2 protein-coding genes are annotated in these 25,427 nt (G+C 67.5%); both read right to left on the bottom strand.

Annotated features, from left to right (window positions below; translation table 11 throughout):
- Positions 1 to 204: 204 nt before the first annotated feature.
- Positions 205 to 993, bottom strand: a complete 789-nt coding sequence (locus tag ACIBG0_RS22660) for an FkbM family methyltransferase (RefSeq protein WP_397034929.1) — start codon at positions 991 to 993, stop codon at positions 205 to 207.
- Entirely contained in the window at positions 987 to 25,427 is a 24,441-nt protein-coding gene (locus tag ACIBG0_RS22655) for a non-ribosomal peptide synthase/polyketide synthase (protein WP_397034928.1), read from the bottom strand. The genes ACIBG0_RS22660 and ACIBG0_RS22655 overlap by 7 nt, the downstream gene beginning before the upstream one ends.

The raw sequence follows: 25,427 nt of genomic DNA, 5'->3' as shown, positions 1-25,427 counted from the left end.
TTGCCATAATAGACTGTTCATTCGCCGTATCGAGTAGCCACGGCTGATGAACTCGCACGATTCCGGTTGCCTGCCAATGAGATAGCTCTCCGCGCTGCGCGTCCGGGGGCTGCATTGAACACCGGTTTTCGTGCCGTTCGGAGAACTCGCCGTACGGCACGAAAATTTCCGGGAGAGTTCGAAACGCGGCCGTATGTGACTACCTCAGTCGGCACGAGGCCTGGTCGCGAACACCTCGTGTATTTCGGTTCCGATCAAACGTGGATCCTGCTGGGTTTGCACCGACATACCGTGCTGATCGAATAGTTCACGGACTTCTTGCAAGCGGCCGTCGAGGTCATGGACCTCGGCGACGACAGCGTGCATACGTCGCCAGTCCGCATCGGTGATGCCGTGCAAGACATCCAGCTCAGCCCGCTCGACATCGACTTTGAGCAGGCCGATCTCCCTGTCGCGGCAGTATTCGTCGAGTATCGCCGAGACGGTGGTGACCTCGACCTCCAAGGGCTCGCCATCATGCAGCCCATTCGTGATGAGCGCGATGGCCTTGTCGTCCAAGCCACAATTGCGCAGATAGGTCCGGGTGGCTTGGTCGTCCGCCTCGCGGTCGGCGAAGAAACCCGAGTTCGCCGTTGCGCGGGGGTACCAGGTGAACGGCCGGACGCCGGGCGTCGCGCTGACCGCGATCTGCAGGGAAATCCCGCCCGGGACATGCGCGGCGATGTTGCGGTCCAAGCAGCGAAAGGTCATCGGCACAGGCTCGACGGCGATGACCTGGATGCCGGGGCAGGCGTCGGCGAACATCATCGCGGTCAGGCCGATGTTCGCGCCGATGTCCAGGGCGATATCGCCGGGTCGAAGACGTTCGGCGGCGCGTCGGTAGAATCCTCGTCTCGAGGTCGTCTCGCCCCACAACATGCGGGCCTCGGCCGGGCTGGTGCAAGTCACCGTTCTGCCGTCATCGAGATACAGTTGCTGCAAAGTGGTCAGCATTGTTCCATGAACCTTTCCAGGACAGGGCCGATGGTGGCCAGCGCATGCGGATGACTCAGCTCGAGGTGTCGGGCGTCGACAACGACGTTGTGCACATCGCCGCTGACGTAGGGCCGCCACGTGTGGACCAGCCCGTCGTGGTCCGCGTGGTCTTTTCCAGCGGTGAAGAACACTAGGTCGCCGTCGAACAGCCGTGGCCGGTGCGCGGCGGAGATATCGCTCGCGGTCCGGAAGCTCTCCATCACCCGCTCGGTCTGCTCGGCACTGAACAGGCCGGTCGCGACCACTTGGTCCCGGATGATGTTCCAGGCCTGTTCATGGCTACTCGCCCGCAGCTCGTCGTCGATGCCGAACAGCTCCCGCCAGCCGCCGAGCAGATCGGCCATCAGCTGTCCCGGTGCGGGCTGGTCGTTCGGCGCCGATTGCGGCGGTGCCTCGGCGGCGCAGTCGAGCAGAGCCAGCATGCCGACCTGGTGGCCGTCGCGTTGCAGCCGGACCGCCATGGCGTGCGCGATCTGCCCGCCCAACGACCAGCCGAGCAGGTGATACGGACCCGTGGGTTGTACGCGGCGAATCTCGGCCACATAGCGGTCGGCCAGTTCATCGACCGACCGCGCATCCGGTTCGCCGGACACGACGTGCGGATCCTGCAACCCGAACACCGGGCGATCCGGATGCAGATGTTCGACGAGGCCGCCGTAGAACCACGCCAGACCGCCCGCCGGGTGCACGGCGAAAACCGCCGGTCCTGATCCACTCCCACGCAGTGCCAGCAGCACCTTCAGCCCCGAGTCGCCGTCCGCGTCGTCGGCCCGGCGCGCCAGGGCTTCCGGCGTCGCATCCTCGAACATCCAGGGCAATTCGATCGTCACACCGCGAGCGCTCAACTCGGTCACCGCCATGGTGGCCAGCAGCGAATTGCCGCCCAAATCAAAGAACCCATCGGTTACCCCGACCCGCGACGCTCCCAGGACCTGCGCGTACACGTCGGTGATTACCTTCTCGGTGTGCGTGCGCGGCGCGACGAACCGCTGGACCGATCCTTCGAAATCGGGCGCGGGCAACGCTTTTCGATCCAGCTTGCCGTTGACCGTCAGCGGCAGATCGGGCAGGAGCATGACTACCGACGGCACCATATAACTGGTCAGCACTTCGGCGGCGACCGCGCGGACCTGGCCCGGATCGATCCGCTGCCCGTCGCCGCACACAACGTAGCCGATCAGCTGATCCACCTCGCGCTCGTGACGGTGCACCGCCACGGCGGCCCGCGACACCGCCGGATGCCGCAGCAGCGCCGCCTCCACCTCGCCCAGTTCGATTCGGTACCCACGCAGCTGCACCTGCGCATCGGCCCGGCCGAGGTAGGTCAATTCGAGCCGCCCATCGGCGATCTCGAGCCAGCGCCCGACGTCACCGGTGCGATACAATCGGCCGCCGTGCGGATCGAATGGGTTCGCCACGAAACGGCTCGCCGTCAACGCGGGCGCTCGCAGGTAGCCGCGCGCGAGTTGCCCTCCAGCGACATAGATTTCGCCACGAACACCGATCGGCACGGGCCGCAGCCGGTCGTCGAGCACATATACCCGTAGTCCCGGCAGCGCGGCGCCGATCCCGGACGCGTCCGCGCCGTCGACCTCGGCGAAGGTCACGTGCACGGTCGTCTCGGTGATCCCGTACATGTTGATCAATCGCGGCGATCCGGGCTGGTGCGCGGCGAACCAGCCGGTCAACCGCGTCGCATCCAATGCCTCGCCACCGAAAACGACATATCGCAGCACGAGATCACCGCAGCCGCACCCGGATTCGCGGTATCGACGCTCGGCGTCCACGAACCCATAAAACGCCGAAGGCGTTTGGCTCAACACCGTGACCCGTTCGCGCGCCACCAGTTCCACCAACGCCTCCGGCGACCGGGAGGTGGTGTAGTCGACGACGACCACCCGGCCGCCGCTCAGCAGCGCGCCCCACATCTCCCACACCGCGAAATCGAAGGCGTAGGAATGGAACAGCGTCCACACGTCATCGGGGCGCAGATCGAATCGCTCGGTGGCGTGGGTGAACAAGGTGACGGCTTCGCGGTGGCTGATGGCCACGCCCTTCGGCGTACCGGTCGACCCCGAGGTGTAGATCACGTAGGCGAGGTTGTCCGGCCGTGCGGCCACGGGTAGCGCGCGGTCCGAGACCACGTCTGGGGCCTGTTCGATCAGGACCTTCGGTGCCGCGTACTCCGGTACGTCCGTTGCCAATTCGGCCGAAGTCAACACCGCGGCCGGACCCGCGTCGTCGAGGATGAACCGCAAACGCTGCGCAGGGTTGGCCATATCCAGCGGCAGATATCCCGCGCCCGCGCGAACCACCGCGAGCAGCCCCACGACCAGATCGACCGAACGCGGCAACGCCACCGCCACCAGCGTTTCCGGGCCAACACCGTGCTCGGCGAGCCGAACGGCCAGCCGGGTGGCGCGCCGATCCAATTCCGCATAACTCAGCTGCGACACGCCGTCTGTGGCCGCGATCGCATCGGGCTGGGCCGAGACCCGGGCGGCGAACAGCTCGGCCAGAGTGACTTCCGCGACGGCGCCGCCGTCGGTTCCGGCGGCTGCCAGCACCGCCTGCCACTGGTGGGGGTCCAGGATATCGATATCTCCAACGGCGACAGCCGGATTCGCCGTCGCCTGCTCCAGGATTCGGCTGAACGCGCGCGCGAAACGAGACATCGTCTGCTCGACGAACAGATCGGCGGCGAAGGTCAAGCGCCCGGCCATGCCGCTCGGTGCGCCGCCGACATCGAACTGTTCGACGAGTTTCACGTTCAGATCCGCGCGGGCCTGGTCGAAGCCTGCTTCGATCGGCTCGACGGTGAGCCCCGCCAGCTCCAGCGCGGCCGCGCCGAGATCCTGGACGTCGAGGGTCACCTGATACAGCGGCATATGCGCGGTCGACCGGCGCGGGTTCACCACCTCCACAACCTGCTCGAACGGCACATCGGCGTGCGCGAACGCGGCCAGATCCGTCTCGCGGGTGGCGGCGAGCAACTCGTCGAACGGCTGCCGAGACGACACCCGCGATCGCAACACCAGCGTGTTGACGAACATGCCGATCAGATCGTCGAGTTCGCGATCGCCACGACCGGCCATCGGGGTACCGACCGCCACATCGTCCACACCGGCCAGCCGTGCCAGCAGTACGTTCAACGCGGTATGCAGAACCATGAACACCGTGGCGTTGACCGTGCGGGCGAGTGCGTCGATGCGGGTATGCAACTCGGCGGACAGCTCGAAATCGACCGTGCGGGCGCGCATGGACGCCACCGGCGGCCGCGGCAGATCGGTCGGCAGCTCGAGCAGTTCGGGCAGCCCGGCGAGGGTGTCGGTCCAGAATCCCAGCTGCCGAGAGAGCAGCGAATCCGGATCGTGCTCGTCACCGAGCACCTCGCGCTGCCACAACGCATAGTCGGCGTACTGGATCGGCAACGGTGGCCAGTTCGGTTGCCTCCCTTGCTGACTCGCCTCGTAAGCCACCGCCACATCCCGTGCGAGCGGCACCATCGACTGCCCGTCGGCGCAGATGTGGTGCACGCAGATCACCAGCACGTGATCGCGTTCGTCGAGGGCGAGCAATTCGGCTCGTACCGGCGGTGCCTGGGTCACATCGAACCCCGCGGAAACCACCGCCGCCGCCCGCTCGAGCACCTGCTGTTCATCGACCCGGATCGGGGTCAGCGCCGGCGCCACCTCAGCGACGTCGACGATGACCTGGCCGGGCATTCCGTTGATCATCGGGAACATGGTGCGCAGCGACTCGTGCCGGTCGATGACCAGCGCGCACGCCTGCCGTAGCGCATCGATGTCGAGTTCGCCGCGCAGCCGGATCACCAGCGGAATGTTGTAGCCGCCGACCGAGGTGTCGAACTGGTTGAGGAACCACATCCGCTGTTGGGCCGGGGACAGCGGCACCTGCGCCGGGCGGGGGCGCGGTGTCAGCGGCACCGTGACCTGGCGCTCGGCCGTGCTGAGATGCACGGCCAGGTCGGCGACGGTCGGTGCGTCGAACAGGTCTCTGATACCGACGATCACCCCGAGTGCCGTGCGCAATCGCGCGATCGCCCGCGTCGCCGATAGCGAATTGCCACCGAGGTCGAAGAAGCTGTCCGTCGCGCCCACCGCGCCGATACCCAGGACTTCGCCGAAAACATCCGCGATGCGCTGTTCGGTCTCGGTGCGGGGGGCGATCCGTTCCCGTTCGTCTGGGAATTGCGGCGCGGGCAGTGCCGCCCGATCGAGCTTGCCGGTCCCGGTGAGCGGGAGTTCGGTCAGCGGCACGAGCAGGTCGGGCACCATGTGCGCGGGCAGGTGCCGCCGGGCCGCGGCCTTGACTGCGCTCGGATTGATGCGGCCGTCGCCGACCAGATAGCCGACGAGCCGGTCGGCGCCGCTCACATCGGTGCGCGGCACGACCACCGCGTGGTCGACGCCGGGAAATTCGGACAGTACGGCTTCGATTTCGCCGAGTTCGATGCGTTGACCGCGGATCTTGACCTGGAAATCGCGGCGGCCGAGATACTCCACGGTGTGGTCGGTGTGCCAACGGGCCAGATCGCCGGTGCGGTACATGCGCGCGCCCGGCGCGCCGAACGGATTCGCCACGAAGGACCCGGCGGTGACACCGGGCCGGTTCAGATACCCGCGGGCCAGCTGGATGCCCGCGAGGTACAACTCGCCCACCACCCCGACCGGCACCGGCCGCAGCCACCGATCGAGGACGACGGCCTCGACACCGCGAATCGGTCCACCGATCGTCACCACATCGCCGGGAAGCAACGCATCGCTGATCCCGGCCAGAATCGTGGTTTCGGTCGGTCCGTATCCGTTCAACAACCGCCTGCCCGGCGCCCACACCGTGACCAATTCCGGTGTCACCGCCTCGCCGCCGGCCACCAGCACGCGCAACGAATCCATCCCTGCCGGCACCATGGTGGCCAGCACACTGGGGGTCAGGAATGCATGCGAAACCTGTTGCGTGCGAATAAGTTCCGCCAACTCGTCCCCGGCGAACGCATCCGGATCCGCGACTACCAGCAATGCGCCGCTGGTGTGCGCAAGCAGAACTTCCAGGAACATCACATCGAAACCGGTACCTGCGGCGTGCAGCACACGCGACCGGGTGTCCACCCCGAAGTGGTCACGCACGACCGCAGCGAAATTCGCCAGCCCGGCGTGGGTGACCTCGACGCCCTTCGGAAGCCCGGTGGACCCCGAGGTATAGATCACATATGCCGCGTCTTGGATCCGTGGCGTCCGCAAGCGCTCGGTATCGGTGACTGCCGCTGCGGACTTCGCGGCGATGGCCGCCTCGGTGTCCGAATCGTCGAGGACCAGCGGGCGCACCGCGTCGGGAAGCAGATCCCGGAACGCCGTGACGGTGAGCGCGACCCGCACGCGGGCGTCGGCGACCATATGTGCCACGCGCTCTGCCGGATTGCGCGGATCGATCGGCAGGAACGCCGCACCCGTTTTGGTCACCGCCCACAGGCCTACCACGAACCCTTCCGACCGCCCCAGCGCCAGCGCGACCTGATCACCAGGGCCGACACCCCACTCGATCAACTGCCGCGCCACCTGGTTCGACCGGGCGTCCAACTCGGCGTAGGACATCGTGCGCCGACCCGAAAGCAGCGCTGCCGCATCCGGATTCACCTCCACGCCCGCAGCGAACAACTCGGCCGCGAGCCGTGGCGTGCCGGGACTGCCGCCCGTTGCGGGCACCAACTCCCGTCGCTCGGTCGCCGACAACAGATCCACCGAATCCAGCCGCGCGTGCGGATCGGGCGTGATCGCGCGCAGCACGGTGTCGAGTCGGGTGGCGAGACCGGATGCGGTCTCGTCGTCGATGTAATCCGGCTGATAGCGCAGGCGCACGTGCAGCGTGTCGGTGTGGTGGGCCTGCACGGTGATCGGGTAGTGCGCGGCATCGCGGCCGTCCGCCGCGATCACCCGCATCCCGTCGATGTCGGCGTCGGCCAATCCGCTGCTGTCGACGGGGTAGGACTCGAAGACGACGAGGGTGTCGAACAGGGCGACGGCGTCCACGGCCGCCAGGATCTGCGGCAGTTCGAGGTAGTGGTGGTCCAGCAGCCGGGTGTTGTCGGCCTGCAGTCGCGTCAGCGTTTCCGCGATGGTCCGGTCCCGGCGCACGTCGGCGGCGACCGGAATCGTGTTGATGAACAGACCGATCATCGACTCGACCCCGGGCACGTCGGCGGGACGGCCGGATACCGTGCTGCCGAACACCACGGTGTCGGTGCCGAGCAGATTGCTCAGCACCACCGCCCAGGCGAACTGCACGATCGTCGCCATCGTGACCGAGTGAGTGCGGGCGAAGTCCGCCAACTCCGCTGTCGTATCGCGATCGAGATCGATCGTCAGATCGATAGGGATGGTCGCGGATGTCTCGGTGTGCGCACCGGCGATCAGTGTCGGCTCGCTGACCTGGCGTAGCGCGTCTCGCCACACCTCGACGCTTGCGGTGCGGTCACGCCGCGCGAGCCATTCCAGATAGTCGCGGTAGGACGCGGCTGCGGGCAGCAACTGCGGCTGTGCGTCCGCGGCGTACAACGCGATGAGCTCACGCCACAGCAGCGGCAACGACCAGCCGTCGAGCAGCAGGTGATGCGCGGTCACCAGCAGCCGGAACTCGTGCGGGCGCACCGTGATCAGCAGGAACCGCAGCAGTGGTGGATGGGCCGGATCGAATCCGGTCGCCCGCTCCGCGTCGATCACCTCGTTCAGATCCGGTGTGTCACCGGACAGCGTGATGCTGCGCCACGGCACCGGGGTATCGGTTGGAATCACTTGTACTGCAACGCCTTCGGCAGTGCGAGTGAAGGCGGCCCGCAGGTTGGGGTGGCGGGCGAGCAGGGCTTGTGCGGCGCGCTCGAGCCGGTTCTCGTCGATCGTGCCGGTCAGGGTGAGCGCCGATTGCGCGAGGTAGACGTCGAGCCCGCCCGCGGCGATCTCGGCGTGGAACAGTAGACCCGCCTGCAGCGGTGCCAATGGCCACACTTCGCTCAGCGGCGCGTACCGGTCGGCGAATTCGTCCAGATCTCGCTGGGTGAGGTCGACGAGCGGAACGTCGGCCCGCGACAGTCCCCAATCATCGGTCGTGCGGGCCGCGATCGCGGTCAGGGCATCGACCCATTCGTCGGTGAGTTCGGCAATGTCGTCGTGATCGAGCAGCCGCGAGGCGTAGCCGACATAGGCCGATAGCCGCGGTCCGGCCGCGGCATCGACGATGTTCACGTCGATCGTGAGCACCGCGGCCGCGGGCATGTCCGGATCGAAGGCGGCCCGGCGGTCGAAGCGTTCGTCGGTGGGTGCCCACGGCAGATCCGACAGTGTCGCGAGGTCGACTCCCGCCCGGCCGAGATAGTTGACACTGATCTGCGGTTCGGGCAGCGCGGCGAGCCGGTCGGCCGTGGTGGGGTTCAGATAGCGCAGCAGGCCGTAGCCGATGCCCTTGTCCGGAATGGCGCGCAGCTGATCCTTGACCGATTTCACCGCCGCGCGCAGATCCGCTGGATCGATGCCGCTCAGCTCGAGCACAGCCGGATAGCGGGTGGTGAACCAGCCGACGGTGCGCGAGAGGTCGGCGCCTGCGGCGATCTGCTCCTCGCGGCCGTGCCCTTCCAGCAGGACCTTCATGCTCGCGTGCGTGTCGCCGCGACGCCTGCGCCAGCGAGTCAGCGCGACGGCGAGCCCGGCCAGCAGCACATCATCGAAGCTGCCACGCATGGCGTGGGGCACCGCGTCGAGCAATGCCGAGGTCACCTCCACCGGGAGCGACACGGTCAGCTCGCGCACAGTCGCCTGGGTGTCCCGCGCGGGATCCAGCTCCGCACGCCCGAGCAGCGGATCCGGTGCCGAGCCGATCCGCTGCCAAAACTCGACTTCCCCGGCGCGCTCGGCCGCCGCGGTGATCAAGGCGTGCGCCCACCGACGCATGGAGGTGCCCGGTGCGGGAAGCTCGACCGGCCGGCCCCGGGTGATCTGCTGCCAGGCAGTCACGAAGTCCGGCAGCAGGATTCGCCACGACACCGCATCGACGGCCACGTGATGGATCACGATCAGTGCCCGGCCCTCGGCCTCCACACCGGATTCGGGCAGTAGGCACACGACGTGCACCAGCCTGTCCGTAGCCGGATCGAGCCGGTCGTACGCCGCGGCGGACGCCGCTTCCACCAAGGCGATGAAACCGGCGCTGCCCGGAGCCTCGTCGGCGCCGAAACTCCGCACAGAGACCGAACCGGTGGCGTCGGCGGCGCTCGGTGGCAACACCTCCCAGCGTTGCCCGTCGAGTCGCGACCGCAGCACATCATGGTGTTCGATGATCGCCCGCACGGTCGAGACCACGTCCTCGACGCGTGCGTCACGCGGCAGACGCACCAGCATCGACTGCGCGAACCGAGCCGGCGCCCCTAGTCGCTCGACGAACCAGGACATGATCGGCGTCCACGGAATATCGCCCACACCACCGCCGGGCAGCTCGACCAGAGTCGCCCGTTCGGTGGCCCGAGCGACCTGCGCGAGCCCGCGAACCGTCTTGTGCTCGAAGATGTCGCGGGCCGTCACGGTGATCCCCGCCGACTTCAGGCGCGCGGCCAGCTGGATCGACATGATGGAGTCGCCGCCAAGCGCGAAGAAGGAGGTCGTCGCGCCCACCGTGGTGACGCCAAGGACGTCGGCGAAGGCAGCGGCGATGGAGCGTTCCAGGTCGGTCGACGCAGCGACCGCGGCGTCTTCGGTGGTCTCGAAAACCGGCTCGGGCAATGCTTCCCGATCCACCTTGCCGGACGAGGTGAGCGGCAGGTGATCGAGTACGGTGATCGTCGCCGGTACCATGTGCGCGGGCAGGGCGGTAGCCACGTGATCGAGCACCGCGCTCGGTTCGACGACCGTTGTGGGTTCGGCCGTGATGTACGCGGCGAGCACCGGGTGACCGCTGGGGCCTCGGCGACTCACGGTTACCGCGGTGGCGACCGCCGGATGGGTCAGCAGCGCGGCGTCGATCTCGCCCAATTCGACGCGCTGGCCGCGAATCTTGATCTGGAAATCGAGGCGGCCGACGTACTGCAGCGTGCCCTGGGCGGTCCAGCGGACGATATCGCCGGTTCGGTACATCCGCGAACCCGGCGCACCGTATGGGTTGGCCACGAACGAACGTGCCGTTGTTCCAGGACGATTCAGATAACCGCGGGCCAGTGCGGCCCCGGCGAAGTACAGTTCCCCGGGCACTCCGATCGGCACCGGCCGCAACCGCGCGTCCAGTACCACCGCCTCGGCACCGCGAATCGGTCCGCCGATGGTGAGCACCTGCCCCGGCTGCACGGGATCACTGATCGTGATCACGATCGTCGTCTCGGTTGGCCCGTAGACGTGGTGCAGCCGCCGCCCGACCGCCCAGGCGGCGATCAGATCCTGCGCCACCTTTTCGCCGCCGACCGCCAGCGTCCGCACCGAATCCAACTCGCCGGGCGACATCGTCGCCAGCACACTCGGTGTCAGGAACGCATGTGTCACCCGATGGGTCCGGATCAGTTCGGTCATGGCCGCGCCGCCGAGCACCTCCGGTGGCGACACCACCAATGCCGCACCGGCCGCATGCGCCATCAAGGCTTCGAGCAGTACCGCGTCGAATGCGGGTGCCGCGGCTTGCAGCACGCGCGAGGTGGGTTCAACCCGATAACGCTCACGCTGCTCGGCCGCGAACGCCGCCAGCCCTTCGTGGGTGACCACCACGCCCTTCGGCGTGCCGGTCGAACCCGACGTGTAGATCACATATGCCGCATCCCGAATCCGAAGGGCGCGCGGACGATTCGCGTCCGACACGGAGTGGCTGGGACGCGCGGCGATCTGGGTGACTGTGTCCGGGTCGTCGAGCACCAGCCAGCGGACGCCGTCCGAGACGGACGGCCGCGCGGCCGCGACCGTGACGCCGATTTCGGCACCGGAATCGTCCAGCAGATATGCGATCCGCTCCGGCGGATAACGCAGGTCCACCGGCACGAACGTGGCCCCGGTCTTCATGATCGCCCACATGGCGAGGTGATAGTCGGCCGAGCGCGGCACGACCAGCGCGGCGCACATCCCCGGCCCCGCGCCCCAGGAAAGCAGCTGCGCGGCAAGCTGATTGGCGCGGCGGTCGAGCTCGCGGTAGCTGAGGGTGCGGGTGCCGTCGATGAGGGCGATCGCCTCGGGGGTCGTTGCCACGGCCGAGCTCAGCAGATCGGGCAGCAGACGCGGCGCGGGGGCGTCGCCGCCGCGCGCCGGAAGCAGCCGTTCGCCCTCCGCCACACCGATCAGTGAGATATCACCTATCGGCTGGGTCGGATCGGCCACAACCGCATCGAGCACCCGGAGGAACCGCTCGGCCAGCCCCGCCGCCGACGATTCCACGAAAAGATCTGTCGCATAGATAATTTCGCCCTCGATCCCGGCGGTCCGAGCACCGTCGAGATGTTCGGTAAGCAATACCATGAGGTCTGTCTTGGCTTGGGCGGCACCAGGATCGAGCAGTTCGACATCGACGTTGGACAGCTCGAACGGGGCAGCGGCGCTGTTCTGCAATCCGAACAGCACCTGATACAGCGGCGTATACGCTGTCGACCGGGGTCGGTCGAGCACGTCGACCAATCGTTCGTAGGGTAGATCCGCATGTGCGAGCGCCTCGAGGTCGATGCCGCGGACCTCGGCCACGAGTTGCCGGAACGACCGATCGTCGCGGACCGGCGTGCGCAGCACCACCGTGTTGACGAACATGCCGACGAGATCCTCCAGCGCGGGGCTGCCCCGGCCCGCGACCGGCGTACCGACCGACACGTCGTCGGTATGTGTGGTGCGCGCCAGCACGATCGCGAGCGCGGCGTGCAGCACCACGAACACAGTGACACCCTCGCGACGGGCCAGCCGCACGACCTCGTCGTGCAGCCGCTGCGGGATGTCGAAGCGAACGGTGCCGCCGACCATCGACATGGTCGCGGGCCGAGGGTGGTCGGTCGGCAGGTCGAGCAGCTCCGGGGCGTCGGCGAGAGCGTCGGTCCAATAGGGGATCTGCCGCGCGATCATCGACGACGGATCGTCCTCGGCGCCGAGGACCTCCCGCTGCCACATCGCATAGTCGGCGTACTGAACGCGCAGCGGTTTCCATTGCGGCGCTGCACCTTTCACTCGCGCGCGGTACGCGGCGAATATGTCGCGCGTCAACGGCGCCATCGATGCGCCATCGGCGGCGATGTGATGGACGACCAGTGCCAGCACATGCGTGTCGGGACCGGTGCGATACAGCCGTACTCGCAGGGGCACGGTGCGCGCGACATCGAAGCCGGTCTCGACGGTCTGCCGTATCCGCTCGGCCAGCACGGTCTCGTCGGCGACCGGCTCGGGATCCAGAGCCGAGCCGTCGACCACGTTCGCCACATCCCGCACGACCTGACACGGCTCGCCGCCGACTATTGGATACACCGTCCGCAACGGCTCGTGCCGAGCGACCACGTCGCCGAATGCCGCCCGCAGCGCCTCGATGTCCAGCGCGCCGGTCAACCGGGCCGTGAAACTGATGTTGTAGGCCGCTGAGGCGGTGTCGAACTGGTTGATGAACCACAACCGGCGTTGCGCCATAGCCAGTGGGATCGTCGCCGGGCGCGGCCGCGGCGCGAGCGGGATCAGCGCCGTCCGCGTCCGCTGCGCCAGCCGTGCCGCCAAACCGATGACGGTCGGTTCCTCGAAAATATCGCGGATGCCGACTTCGACACCGAGCGCCGTCTCGGCCCGTGCGGCGATCCGAACGGCCGACAGGGAATCCACACCGATTTCGAAAAGATTCGCCCGCACGCTCACTCGCTCGCTACCGGTGACCGCGGCGACGATATCGGCCAGTGCGGCTTCGCGTTCGGTGCGGGCCGGGACGAATTCCGCTGCGTCGTCGAATGTCGGCGCCGGCAAGGCGGCGCGGTCGAGTTTGCCGTTCGAGCTGAGCGGCATGGCATCGAGCACCTCGACGTGAGCCGGCACCAGATACGACGGCAGCGCATGCGAAAGCTGCTCGCGGATCGTGGGCCCATCGGTCATCGCTGCGGGCACCAGCGTCACATAGGCGATGATCCGTTCGGAAGTCGCGACGGCGACTGCACGAGCCACCTCCGGCAGCGCGCACGCCGCCGCTTCGACATCGCCCGGCTCCACCCGCTGACCGCGCACCTTCACCTGGAAATCGCTGCGGCCCAGGTATTCCAGCTCACCATGGTGCGTCCAGCGCACCAGGTCACCCGTGCGATACATGCGCTCCCCGTGCGCCCCGAACGGGTGCGCGAGGAAGGCGGAGCAGGTGAGGTCGGCCCGAGCGTGATACCCGCGCGCCACCTGCACCCCCGAGACGTACAGATCGCCGACGACACCGACGGGCGCCGGTCGCAGCCGTTTGTCGAGCACATAGACCCGCATGCCCGCCACGGGCGCGCCGATCGGGACCGTCGCCGGGGTCCGCGCACCCGGCAGGCAACGCGCGGCCGTGACCACCTCCGCCTCCGCCGGGCCGTACCAGTTCAGCACCTCGGCTTCGGGGAACACGTGTACCGCGGCATCGACGGTGTGCTGCGCCAGCGCCTCTCCTGCGACGAAAATTCTTCGGATGGAAGGTAATTCGGTATCGTCTTCGGCTTCGAGCAGGACGTCGAGCATCGACGGCACGAAGTGCGCCGTGCTGACGTTGTGGTTCGCGATCAGACCGGCGAGGTAGGCCGGGTCCCGGTGCCCGCCGGGTCCGGCCACCACGATTTGCGCGCCGACCTGCAACGGCCAGAACAACTCCCACACGGCGATGTCGAAGGTGATCGGCGTTTTGTGCAGCACCGTATCGGAGACGGTGTGCGGCCACTGCTGCTGCGCCCACGCCAATTGACTCATGGTCGCGGCGTGCGTCAGGGACACGCCTTTGGGAACGCCGGTGGAGCCGGAGGTGAACAGCACATAGGCCAGGTTCTCCGGGCGCAGCGGCGCGCACCGTTCCGCATCGGTGATCGGGGCACCGGACAGTTCGGCCATCTCCAGTCGATCGAGGCGAACGCGGTCGAATCCCGCGGGCAGGCCATCGTCGTCCACCGAGGTGGTGAGCACCAGCAGCGGACGTGCCGCGCCGAGCACGCCGGCGATGCGCGCACTCGGTTGGTCCGGGTCGATCGGCAGGAAGGTAGCACCCGCCTCGACCACCGCGTACAGTGCGGTGACGAGCTCGATCGAGCGCCGAATACTGACCGCCACAATGGTTTCCGGTCGTGCGCCGCGGGAGATGAGCCACCTGGCCAATCGGTGGACACGTGCGGCGAACTCCCGGTAGGTCAGCGCCTCGCCGTCCGGGACCCGAATCGCCGGGGCATCCGGGGTGCGTTCGACCTGGTCGGCAAAGGCGTCCGCCAGCGTGCGACCCGCCGATACGGGGCCGCCGGTATCGTTCCAGCGGTCGAGCACCAGCTGCCGCTCGCCGTCATCGAGTACATCGATGTCGCCGATCGGCGAATCGGCGTTGGTGGTGAGACCGTCGAGCAGGCGCACGAACCGATCGGCGAAACGCCGCGCGCTGTCGGCATCGAACAGGTCGGTGGCGTAGGTCAGGCGCAGTGTCATGCCGGTCGGCTCGTTGTCGGGCCCATGCTCCTCGGTCATCATGAGCAGCAGGTCGTAGATCGCGGCACTGTCACCCGGGTCGATGGTCTCGATGGTGAGCCCAGGCAGTTCCACATGCGCCCGCATCATGTTCTGGTAGGCGAGCATCACCTGGAACAACGGCGCGTGTGCCGTCGACCGTGCCGGATTCAGCGCCTCCACCAACTGCTCGAACGGCACGGTGGCATGGTCGAAGGCCTCGATGTCGTTGTGGCGCACCGCATCCAGCAGGTCGGCGCAGGTCTGTTCGAGCGTGATACGGGTGCGCAGTACCAAGGTGTTGACGAACATACCGACGAGGTGGTCGAGCGCCCGGTGTCCGCGACCAGCGTGCGGCACGCCGATCGTGATGTCGTCGCCGCCGGAAAGCCGCGACAGCAGCACCGCGAGTGCGGTGTGCACGACCATGAATGTCGTGGCCCTGGCTCGCTGGGCCAATGCCTCCACCCGGCCCTGCAGCTCGGCCGAAATCTCGACCTGCAGCACCGCGCCGTGGTGGGTCTGCTCGACCGGACGCGGCCGATCGGTCGGCAGCTCGAGCAGTTCGGGGATTCCTGCCAGTCGGGTTCGCCAGTAGGCGATATCGCGGGACACGGGCGAGTCGGGGTCGGCGGGCGAGCCGAGTACCTCGCGCTGCCACAGAGCGTAATCGGCGAATTGGACGGTGAGCGGCGCCCAATCCGGAAGGTTTCCACTGGTCCGTGCCCGATAGGCGGTCACGATATCGGCGGCGAGCGGTGCCACCGAATAGCCGTCGCAACTGATGTGGTGCACGGCCACCGCGACCACCCAGACCGTATCCGATAGCTGATACAGCGCTACCCGCAGCGGCACGCCCTTCGAAACATCGAATCCGGTGTTCGACAACGCCGCCAGCCGGGGGGCCAACTCACGCTCCTCGATCCGCTGCGGAGTGAGATCCACGCCCGCGACGACATCGGCCGCGTCCAACACCACCTGTGTGGGCGTGCCGTCGACGGCCGGATACATGGTCCGCAAGCTCTCGTGCCGGGCGACGACGTCTCCGACGGCCACTGCGAGCGCTTCGATGTCGAGCCGGCCATCGAGCCGAATCGCCAGCGGCACAACGTAACCCGGTGCCTGGAAATCGAATTGGTTGATGAACCACATCCGGGCCTGCGCTGTCGACAAGGGCAGGTGCCGCGGCCTCGGCTGCGACGTCGGGGCGGGCAGCGCGGGCACCCCACGTAGCTGCGCGATGCGTTCGGCCAACTCGGCGACGGTGGGGGCCTCGAAAATCATCCGCACCGGCACGGTCGCATCGACGACAGCCCCGATCCGGCTCAGCGCGCGTGTGGCCACCAGCGAATTCCCGCCCAGGTCGAAGAAGTCGTCGTCCGCGCCGACCGCGGGCAGGCCGAGCAGCTCGGCGAAGACCCCGGCCACGGCCTGCTCCACCAGCGAGCGCGGTGCCCGGTAACCGGCCTCGTGGTCGCTCGGCTCCGGTTCGGGCAGGGCCCGATAGTCGACCTTGCCGTTGGCCGTCAGTGGCACGGCGTCGATCCGGACGATCGCCGACGGCACCATGTAAGCGGGCAGTCGCTCCAGCAGAAAACGTCGAATCTGTTTGGTGTCCAAGGCTTCCTTGGTGACCACATAGGCGACCAGGCGTTGCTCGTCACGGCCGGGGTGCACTCGGGCGACGGCCGCGCTCACCTGGGTGTGCGCGAGCAGGGCGGCCTCGATATCGCCCAGTTCGATGCGCAGTCCGCGAATCTTCACCTGGTCGTCGGCGCGGCCGACATAACGCAGGCTCCCGTCCTTGCCCCAGTGAACCAGATCGCCGGTGCGGTATAGGCGGGTTGCGTGCGCGCGGTCGAACGGGTCCGCGACGAACGTCGCCGCCGTCAGACCCGGCCGGTGGTGGTACCCGCGGGCCAGCTGCACGCCGCCAAGATACAGCTCACCGGTCACTCCCGTCGGAACCGGATGCAGTCGCGAATCCAGCACATGCACAATCACATTCGGCACGGGAACGCCGATCGGCACGGCGCCGCCGTCCACCCCGTCCACCCCGTCGACGCGGTACGCGGTGACGCTGACCGCGGCCTCGGTAGGCCCGTACAGGTTGTCGATGCCCGCGTTGCTGACATCCCGCAATCGCCTGACGGTTTCGGCCGGCAGTGTTTCGCCGATGCACAGCACCCGCCGCAGATCCGGGAATTCGCGGCCGATGGCCGTCTCCTGGAACACCGACAGCAGTGACGGCACGAAATCGACTGTGGTCACGCGATGTTCGGCGATCAGTCGAGCGACCGCATCCGGATCACCGCTCCCGTTGGTACCCGCGACAACCAACTTCGCCCCGGATACCAAGGGGCAGAACAACTCCCAGACCGAAAGATCGAACGTGACCGGCGTGCGCAAGAGCATGACATCGTCGCCGAGTTGGTAGTGCTCACGCAGCCAGCGCAGCTGATTGACCACTGCGGCATGCGATATCGCCACTCCCTTCGGCACCCCGGTCGAACCGGAGGTATAGATGACATAGGCCAGATTCTCCGGATGCACCGGCCGTAGCCGATCGGCGTCGGTCACCGGCGCTGGATCCTCGTGTTCGGCATCGAGATCCGCGAGCGTCCATACCGGAACGTGGTCGGGCAGATTCGCGTCGTCGCCGGGACGGGTGAGCACCACCCTCGGCCGCGCGGCGGTCAGCACGGCGCGCACGCGATCGCGTGGATGGTCCTGGTCCAGGGGCAGATACGCCGCGCCGGCCGCGTGGATGGCATACAGCGTGATCAGCAGGTCGACCGAGCGCCGCATTGCCACGGCCACAACGATTTCCGGGCCAACACCCCGTGCGATCAACGCGCGGGCCAGCGCGTTGACCCGTGCCGCGAATTCCCGGTAACTGAGCCGCGCGCCGTCTTCGGCGTCGAGTACGGCGGTGCGATCCGGCGTCGCCGCGGCCTGGACGGCGAACAGGTCCGCGACGGTCGTCGACGGCAGTGGGGTCGTCCCCCCGGTCTCTCGCACGATCAGCTCGCGTGCTTCCTGCGCGGTCAGCAGATCGACATCGCCTACCGGTCGGGCAGGATCGGCGACCATTGCCCGCAGCAGCAGCACGAATCGTTCGAACATGGAGGTAATCGTTGCCTCGTCGAAAAGATCGGTCGCATAACCGAATTCGACGGCCATTTCGCCCGATTCACCATCACGCCCCGCGGTGTCGACGAGGTTGAGATGCAGATCGTATTTGGCCACGCTCGGATCGGCGGCTCGCGCCGACACCGTCAGGCCCTCGAATTCCACGGTGGGAATCTCGATGTTGTGGAACGAGAATCCGACCTGTGTCAACGGCGCGTGTGCCGTCGTGCGGGGTGGATTCAGCACCTCGACGATCCGCTCGAACGGAATGTCGGCGTGGTCGAAGGCGGCCAGATCCCTCGCCCGCACCTGCTCCAGGATCTGTAGGAAGGACGCGCCGGGCTCGATGCGGGTGCGCAGCACCAACGTGTTGACGAACATGCCGATCAGGCGCTCGAGTCCCGGTTCGCCGCGTCCGGCGATCGGTGTGCCGACGGCGATGTCGCCGGTTCCAGAAAGCCGGGCCAGCAGTGCGGCATACGCGGTGTGCAGCACCATGAAGACTGTCACGTCGTGGCGGCGGGCCAGCGCGACGATGTCGCGGCCGAGGTCGGCGGGCAGCATCGCCGACACCGTCGCACCGCGGAACGACTGTCGGGCCGGGCGCGGCCGATCGGTGGGCAGGTCGAGCACTTCGGGCAGATCTGCCAGTGCCGTCCGCCAATACTCGATCTGGGTGGCGGCCGGAGAATTCTGCTCGTTCTCGGCGCCGAGCCATTTCCGTTGCCACAGCGCGTAATCGACGTACTGCACGGGTAGCGGCGGCCACTGCGGCGCCTGCCGCCGCACGCGGGCGTTGTAGGCGGTCACCAGGTCCGCGGCCAGCGGTGCGAGCGAGGACCCGTCGAAGCTGATGTGATGGACAATGAGGACCAGAGTGTGCTGCTCGCGGGCGCTGCGCAGCAACGTGATTCGCGACGGGATCTCGCGGGTGACGTCGAATCCGGCCGCGGCAGCCGCGGCGATGTGGGCCTCGACGTCATCGACCCCAACCTCGATCGGCTCCAGCGTGGGCATCCCCTCCCGCACCGGCACGATCACCTGATGTGGTCCACTGTCGCTGTCCAGATAGACGGTGCGCAGCGCTTCGTGGCGGTCGAGCACATCGGCGATCGTCGCGCGCAGCGCGGCCACGTCGAGTGGTCCCGACATGCCCACGACCAGTGCGATGTTGTACAGCGCCGAACTCGTGTCGAACTGATTGAGGAACCACATCCGGGCCTGGGCGGGCGAGAGCGGAATCCGTGCCGGGCGCTCCTGCGCAACCAGCGGTTCCCGCGCGGGCGCCTCGATCGCATTCAGAGTCTGCGCGAATGCCGCGAGGGTCGGCGCATCGAAGACGGTGTGCAGCGGAACATCGACGCCGAATACGGCGCTCAGCCGCGCCGCCAGCCTCGTGGCCGACAGGGAGTTGCCGCCGAGGTCGAAGAAGTTGTCCATGACACCGACGCGATCGAGGCCGAGCACAGCGGCGCACACATCGGCGACGATCTGCTCGGCCGCGTCGCGTGGCGCGACGAATTCGGTCTCGGTGGTGAACACCGGCGCGGGCAATGCCGCGCGGTCGACCTTGCCCACCGAGGTCAGCGGCAGCGCGTCGAGCACTGTCACCGCGTCCGGAACCATATGCGACGGCAGGTGTTGCGCGGCGTGGACCCGCAGCTCCGCGGCGTCGACGGCATCGATCGCCGGCGTGACGTAGGCGGCCAATCTCGGCCCGCTCTCCGTGGCCACACTGACCGCCACCGCCGCCGCCACGGTCGGATGCCCGGCGAGAACGGCTTCGATTTCACCGAGTTCGATGCGCTGGCCGCGAATCTTCACCTGGAAGTCGGTGCGCCCGAGGTATTCCAACGTGTGCTCGGGCGTCCAGCGGGCGAGGTCGCCGGTACGGTACATTCGGGCACCCGGCTTGCCGAACGGATCGGCCACGAACGCCGCCGCGGTCTCTGCGGGCCGAGCGAGGTAGCCGCGAGCGAGGTGAATGCCGCAGATGTACAGCTGTCCCGTGACCCCGACCGGCACCGGCTGCAGATTCTCGTCCAATACCAGGGCGGTGACACCGCGGATCGGGCCACCGATCGTGACGCGGGCATCGGCGCGCAGCGAGTCGCTGATCGCGACCATGATCGTGGTCTCGGTCGGCCCGTATCCATTGAACAACCGACGGCCCGCGCTCCACACCGCGGCCGTTTGCGCCGAAACCGCCTCGCCGCCGGCTACCAGATCCTGCAAGGAGTCCGCACCATCGGGCGACATGGTCGCGAGCACGCTGGGCGTGATGAATGCATGCGTAGCCCGTTGCGTACGAATCAATTCCGCCAACCTGTCCCCGGCGAAGACATCCGGTGGCGACACCACAAGCGCGGCACCGTTGGGATGTGCCATGAGCAGTTCCAGGACCAGTGCGTCGAAGCCAGGGGCCGCCACCTGTAACACCCGCGCGGAACTGTCGATCCGATAGCGTTCTCGTTGTTCGGCGGCGAAATTCGCCAAGCCCGCGTGCGTCACAGTGACGCCCTTCGGCTCACCCGTCGACCCCGAGGTGTACACCACATACGCCGCGTTCGAGAACCGGCAGGGCCGGATTCGATCGGCATCGGTCACCGCGGCCGGGGATCGTGCGGCGATGCAGATCTCACTGCCCGGATCGTCCAGCAGCAACCGCGGTACCGAAGGCGGCAGCAGGTCTTGGGCGGCTTCGGCCGTCAGCACCACCTGCGCCTGCGCGACCATGAGCGCGACCCGATCGGCGGGATTGCGCGGATCCACCGGGACGAAGGCCGCGCCCGCCTTCGCCGTCGCCCACATCCCGACCACGAGTTCCACGGACCGCCCCAGCAGCAGCGCGACCTGGTCGTCCGGACCTATTTCCCACTCGATCAACAACCGAGCGAGCTGATTCGACCGGACATCCAACTCCCCGAACGTCATCGTGCGTTCCGCGGACACGATCGCTACGGCGTCCGGATTCTCGACCGTCAGCAACTCCGCCAGCACTCGCGGCTGCTCGGCAGCGCCACCTGACGCGGGCACCAACGCGGCTCGCTCACGCGCCGACAGCACATCGACCACACCCAGGCGCTCGTGCGGATTCAACACGACCGACGCGAGGATCCGATTCAGCCGCCCGGCGAAATCCTCGACCGTCGTCCGATCGAACAGGTCCGTGGCGTAGTTGATCCGAAGGCCGAGATCGCCTGCGGCGCTGGTGTTCTCGGCGACAGTGACGATGAGATCGACCTTCGCCGGTTGCGGCCCCGGTTCCAGGACCTCCACGGTGAGCTCGGACAGCGCCAGGCTCGGGGGGTCCATGTTCTCGAAGGCGAGGTACACCGGGCACAGCGGGTCGTGCGCCGCCGACGGCATCGCATCGACCGCCTCCACGACACGTTCGTATGGCAGGTCACTGTGGGCGAAGGCATCGATATCGATGTCTTTGACCCGGGTCAGAAACTCGGCGAACGATTCGTCGCCGCGCACCTGGGTACGCAACGGCACCGTGTTGACGAACATGCCGATCAGCGGTTCCAGCGCGCGCTCGCCACGGCCTGCGACCGGCGTCCCGATAGTAATGTCGGGCGAGCCCGACAGCCGGGCGAGCAGGGTGGCCACCGCAGCGTGCACAACCATGAAGTTGGTGACATTCGCCGCGCGCGCCAGCCGCTCGATCCCGGCGCGTGTCTCGGCCGGGATCACGGTGTGGACGACGTCGGCGAGCATGGATCGGCGAACCGGGCGCCGACGGTCGGCGGGCAGTTCGAGTGGTCGTGCCATTCCCGCCAATTGTTTTGTCCAATATCGCAATTGGCGTGCCGCGAGCGAGTCGGGAGCATTGTCGTCGCCGAGCAGGTTGCGATGCCAGATGCTGTAGTCGGCGTACTGCACGCTCAGTGGTTGCCAGTCCGGCACACGTCCCTGCGACCTGGCTCGGTAGGCCGCGGCGAAATCGGCCGCAAGCGGTGGCAGTGACGATCCGTCGCAGCAGATGTGATGCAGGACGACAACCAAGGTGTGTCGTAGATGGTCGGCGGACGAGAACAGCGCGACCCGGATCGGCGGACGTCGGCGCACATCGGTGCCGGTCGAGGCCAACTCGCGGATTCGATGCTCGAGCTCGTCGGGATCAGCGGGTCGCGGGGTCGTGTCGAGATCGGCGGCGACCTGCTCGGCGGGCAGGATCACCTGGGTCCCTTGACCATTCACGGCCGGGTACACGGTGCGCAAGGATTCGTGTCGTTGGAGCAGGTCGGTCAGCGCCGAACGCAGCGCTGTGACGTCGAGCTGTCCGGTCAGCTGCAGCACCAGCGGAATGTTGTAGGCCGCCGAGGTCGGATCCACCTGATTGATCAGCCAGATCCGGTTCTGTGCCGGTGCCAGCGGGATGGGCTCGACGCGTGGCTGTGCCTGCAGAGCGGCGCGGCTGTAGTGCTGCCCGGCGGCGATATGGGCGGCGAGTCGGGCGACGGTCGGCTTGCCGAACAGGTCGCGCACCGACACCTCGCAGCGGGTCAGCTCGGTGATCCGCACCGCGGCGCTGGTCGCGGTGAGGGAATTACCGCCCAGTTCGAAGAAGTCGTCCAGCACACCGATCCGCTCGACACCGAGAACCTCGGCGAAGACGTCGGCGACGGTCTCCTCGACCACGGTGCTCGGCGCGACATACGCCGTAACCGAATCGATGACCGGCTCGGGCAGCGCCCGATAATCCACTTTGCCGTTGACGGTCAATGGCAACGCCGGCAAAACGACGATATGCGCCGGGACCATATACTCCGGCAACAGCGACCCGACGTGCGCGCGCAGCGCCTCGGGTACGCAGACCGCGTCGTCGGCGGGCACGACGTACGCGACCAGCCGGGCCGCTTGCGTCCCCGCCAGGTGCACGATGACCGCCGCCGCCGCGACCGCGCCGTGGCTCAGCAGCGCGCTGCGGATCTCGTCCAGCTCGATCCGGAAGCCGCGCAGCTGTACCTGCTGGTCGGCGCGACCGCGATACTCCAACTCGCCCTTGGTGTTTCGGCGAGCGACATCGCCGCTGCGATACAGCCGCTCGCCCGCGTGGCCGAACGGATCGGCGACGAAGCGTCCCGCGGTCAATCCTGGACGGTCGAGGTAGCCGCGGGCGAGTTGGCCACCCGCGACGTAGATCTGGCCCCATGCCCCCAGCGGCACCGGGCGCAAGTGCTCATCGAGGATGTAGACCCGCAACCCCGGCAGCGGCCGCCCGATCGTGCTCGGCGCCCCCGGCGCGGCGATGTCCGGCGTCAGCTCCAGATAGGTGACGAAGACGGTTGTCTCGGTGATGCCGTAGCTGTTGGCCAGCACGGGCAGATTCGGATTGTGCCGGTACCAGGCCGCCAAACCAGCTGGATCGAGCGCTTCGCCGGAGAGAACGACCAGCCGCAGCCCAAGCTCACCGTCGGGCTCGCCCGCATCCGCATATCGCGCACGCGCGGTCACGAATTGCTCGAAAGCCGAGGGTGTTTGGCTGAAGACACTCACCCCCTCGCGCGCCACCAGCCGCACCACGTCGTCGGGCGAACGCGTGGTCGGGCCGTCCACCACGACCACGCGACCGCCGGTAACCAGCGCGCCGAAGATCTCCCATACCGAATAGTCGAACGCGAACGAATGGAACAACGTCCAGACGTCGTCGGTGCGGATTCCGATGTCGGCACAGGCGTTCGTCAGGTAGGTGGCCACCGCGCGGTGGGTAATCGGCACGCCTTTCGGCCGTCCCGTCGATCCGGAGGTGTAGATAACGTAGGCGATGTTGTCGGGGCGCAGCGGGCGGATGCGATCGGCATCGGTGATCGCGGGCGCGGTCTCGGCTTCCCGTTCGTCGTCGAACACCACCACTCGCCCCGGATCGGCGGGCACCCGATCGAGCAGATCTCGTATTGTCACGACCGCGACCGGATCCGCGTCGTGCAGCACATAGCCGAGTCGATCGACCGGATGCGCCAGATCCAGCGGCAGATATCCGGCACCCGACTTCAACACGGCCAGCGCCACGACGATCAGGTCGGCAGCACGCGGCATCGCGATGGCCACCAGCGATTCCGGCCCGGCGCCCCGGGCGATGAGCGTGCGGGCGAACCGGTTCGAACGCTCGTCCAGCTCGCGGTAGGTCAGGGCGGTCGTGCCCGCGGTAACGGCGATCGCGGACGGCGTGGCCGCGGCCTGCCGGGTCAGCATATCGACGAGCGTGGCGGCGGTCGCCACGCCGTCGCGGCCAGCGAGTTCACCGAGGATGCGCTGCTGCTCCGCGGGGTCGCCGAGCGGGATGTCGACCACGCGGGTATCGACGGGCGCGGTGATCATGCGCTGCAGGAAGTCGACGAATCGACTGGTGTGCAGGTCGAGTTCGTCCTGACTGTAAAGATTGGCATTGCCGTGCAGTTCGATGAGCAGCGGCGCGTCGACCCCGGAGCGGTACAGGTTCAGCTGCAGATCGTCCAGGGCTCCAGAGGTCAAGGCGCGGTAGCGGCCCACCGCCGAACCGAGGCGAATCTCGGAATCGAAGAACAGGATGTTGACGATCGGACCGAATGAGGTCGCGGCCGGGTCCAACGCCTCGGAATCGCGGCGCAGATCCTCGAACCGGTAGAGCTGATGCCGCATCGCCAGGACGAGCTCGGACACCGACGCGCGAATCAGACCTTCCACGGTGGTCGTCGCGTCCACGGCGAATCGGATCGGCACCATGTTCGCCAACATCGCGGCGGCGTTGCGCAGACGCATCGTCACCCGTCCGGTCACCGGCAGCGACAAGACGACGTCGTCGGTGTCGGTCATGCGGGCGAGGAACGCGGCGAAGGCGCCCCCGAGTACCTGGGCGGGCGAGGCGTCCAGATCCTCGGCGAAATGGTCGAGCTCGGCGGTCAGTTCCGACGGCAGCCGCCGACCGGCGAAGCGGTCGTCGTCGCTCCATTTCGCCGTGCGACCGGACAGACTCGTCATCGGCGGCAGATCGGCGACCTTGCCGAGCCAGTACGCCCGATCCTTGCCGAATCGGGGACCGGCGCGATACTCCTGCTCCACCGTGATGATGTCGGCCAGCCGGGCAGCCACCAGCCGGGCGGGCGGCCTGTCTTCCAGCAGCGCGTTGTAGTGCTCGGCCACCCGCTTCAAGGCATTGAACGCGCCATAACCATCGATCACCAGGTGATGGGCGCGTGCGTACCATAGATACCGTTCCTCGCCGAGCCGGATCAGTTTCGTCGCGGCGAGCCGGTCGCGTGCCAGATCGATGGCCTTGGTGTTGTAGTCCCGGCGCATCCATTCCATCGCCGCCGCATACGGATCGTCTTCGGCGCTGAGATCCAACAACGGTTCTTCGTAGACGATGCTGCGATCGACGAACTGGTAAGGATGACCGCCGGATTCGACCACACGGACCACGAGCGATTCGGTCTCGTGGCCGGCAACGTTGACCGCCGTGGTGAATACGGCGTAGTCGATCGGTCCCTGGATCTCGACGTAGTGCGCGATATTGACGTTCGGGCCGCCCGGCAGGTTGTTCGCGAGCCACATTCCGTACTGCGCCCTCGTAAGCGGAATCAGATCCGGATCTCGGTCGGCATTTGTGGCTGAATTCGAACTCAT

Source organism: Nocardia sp. NPDC050630, assembly GCF_044457245.1.
Classification (GTDB): Bacteria; Actinomycetota; Actinomycetes; order Mycobacteriales; family Mycobacteriaceae; genus Nocardia.
Note: the sequence above shows the minus strand (reverse complement) of the source record. Positions and strands in the feature narration are given on the sequence as shown.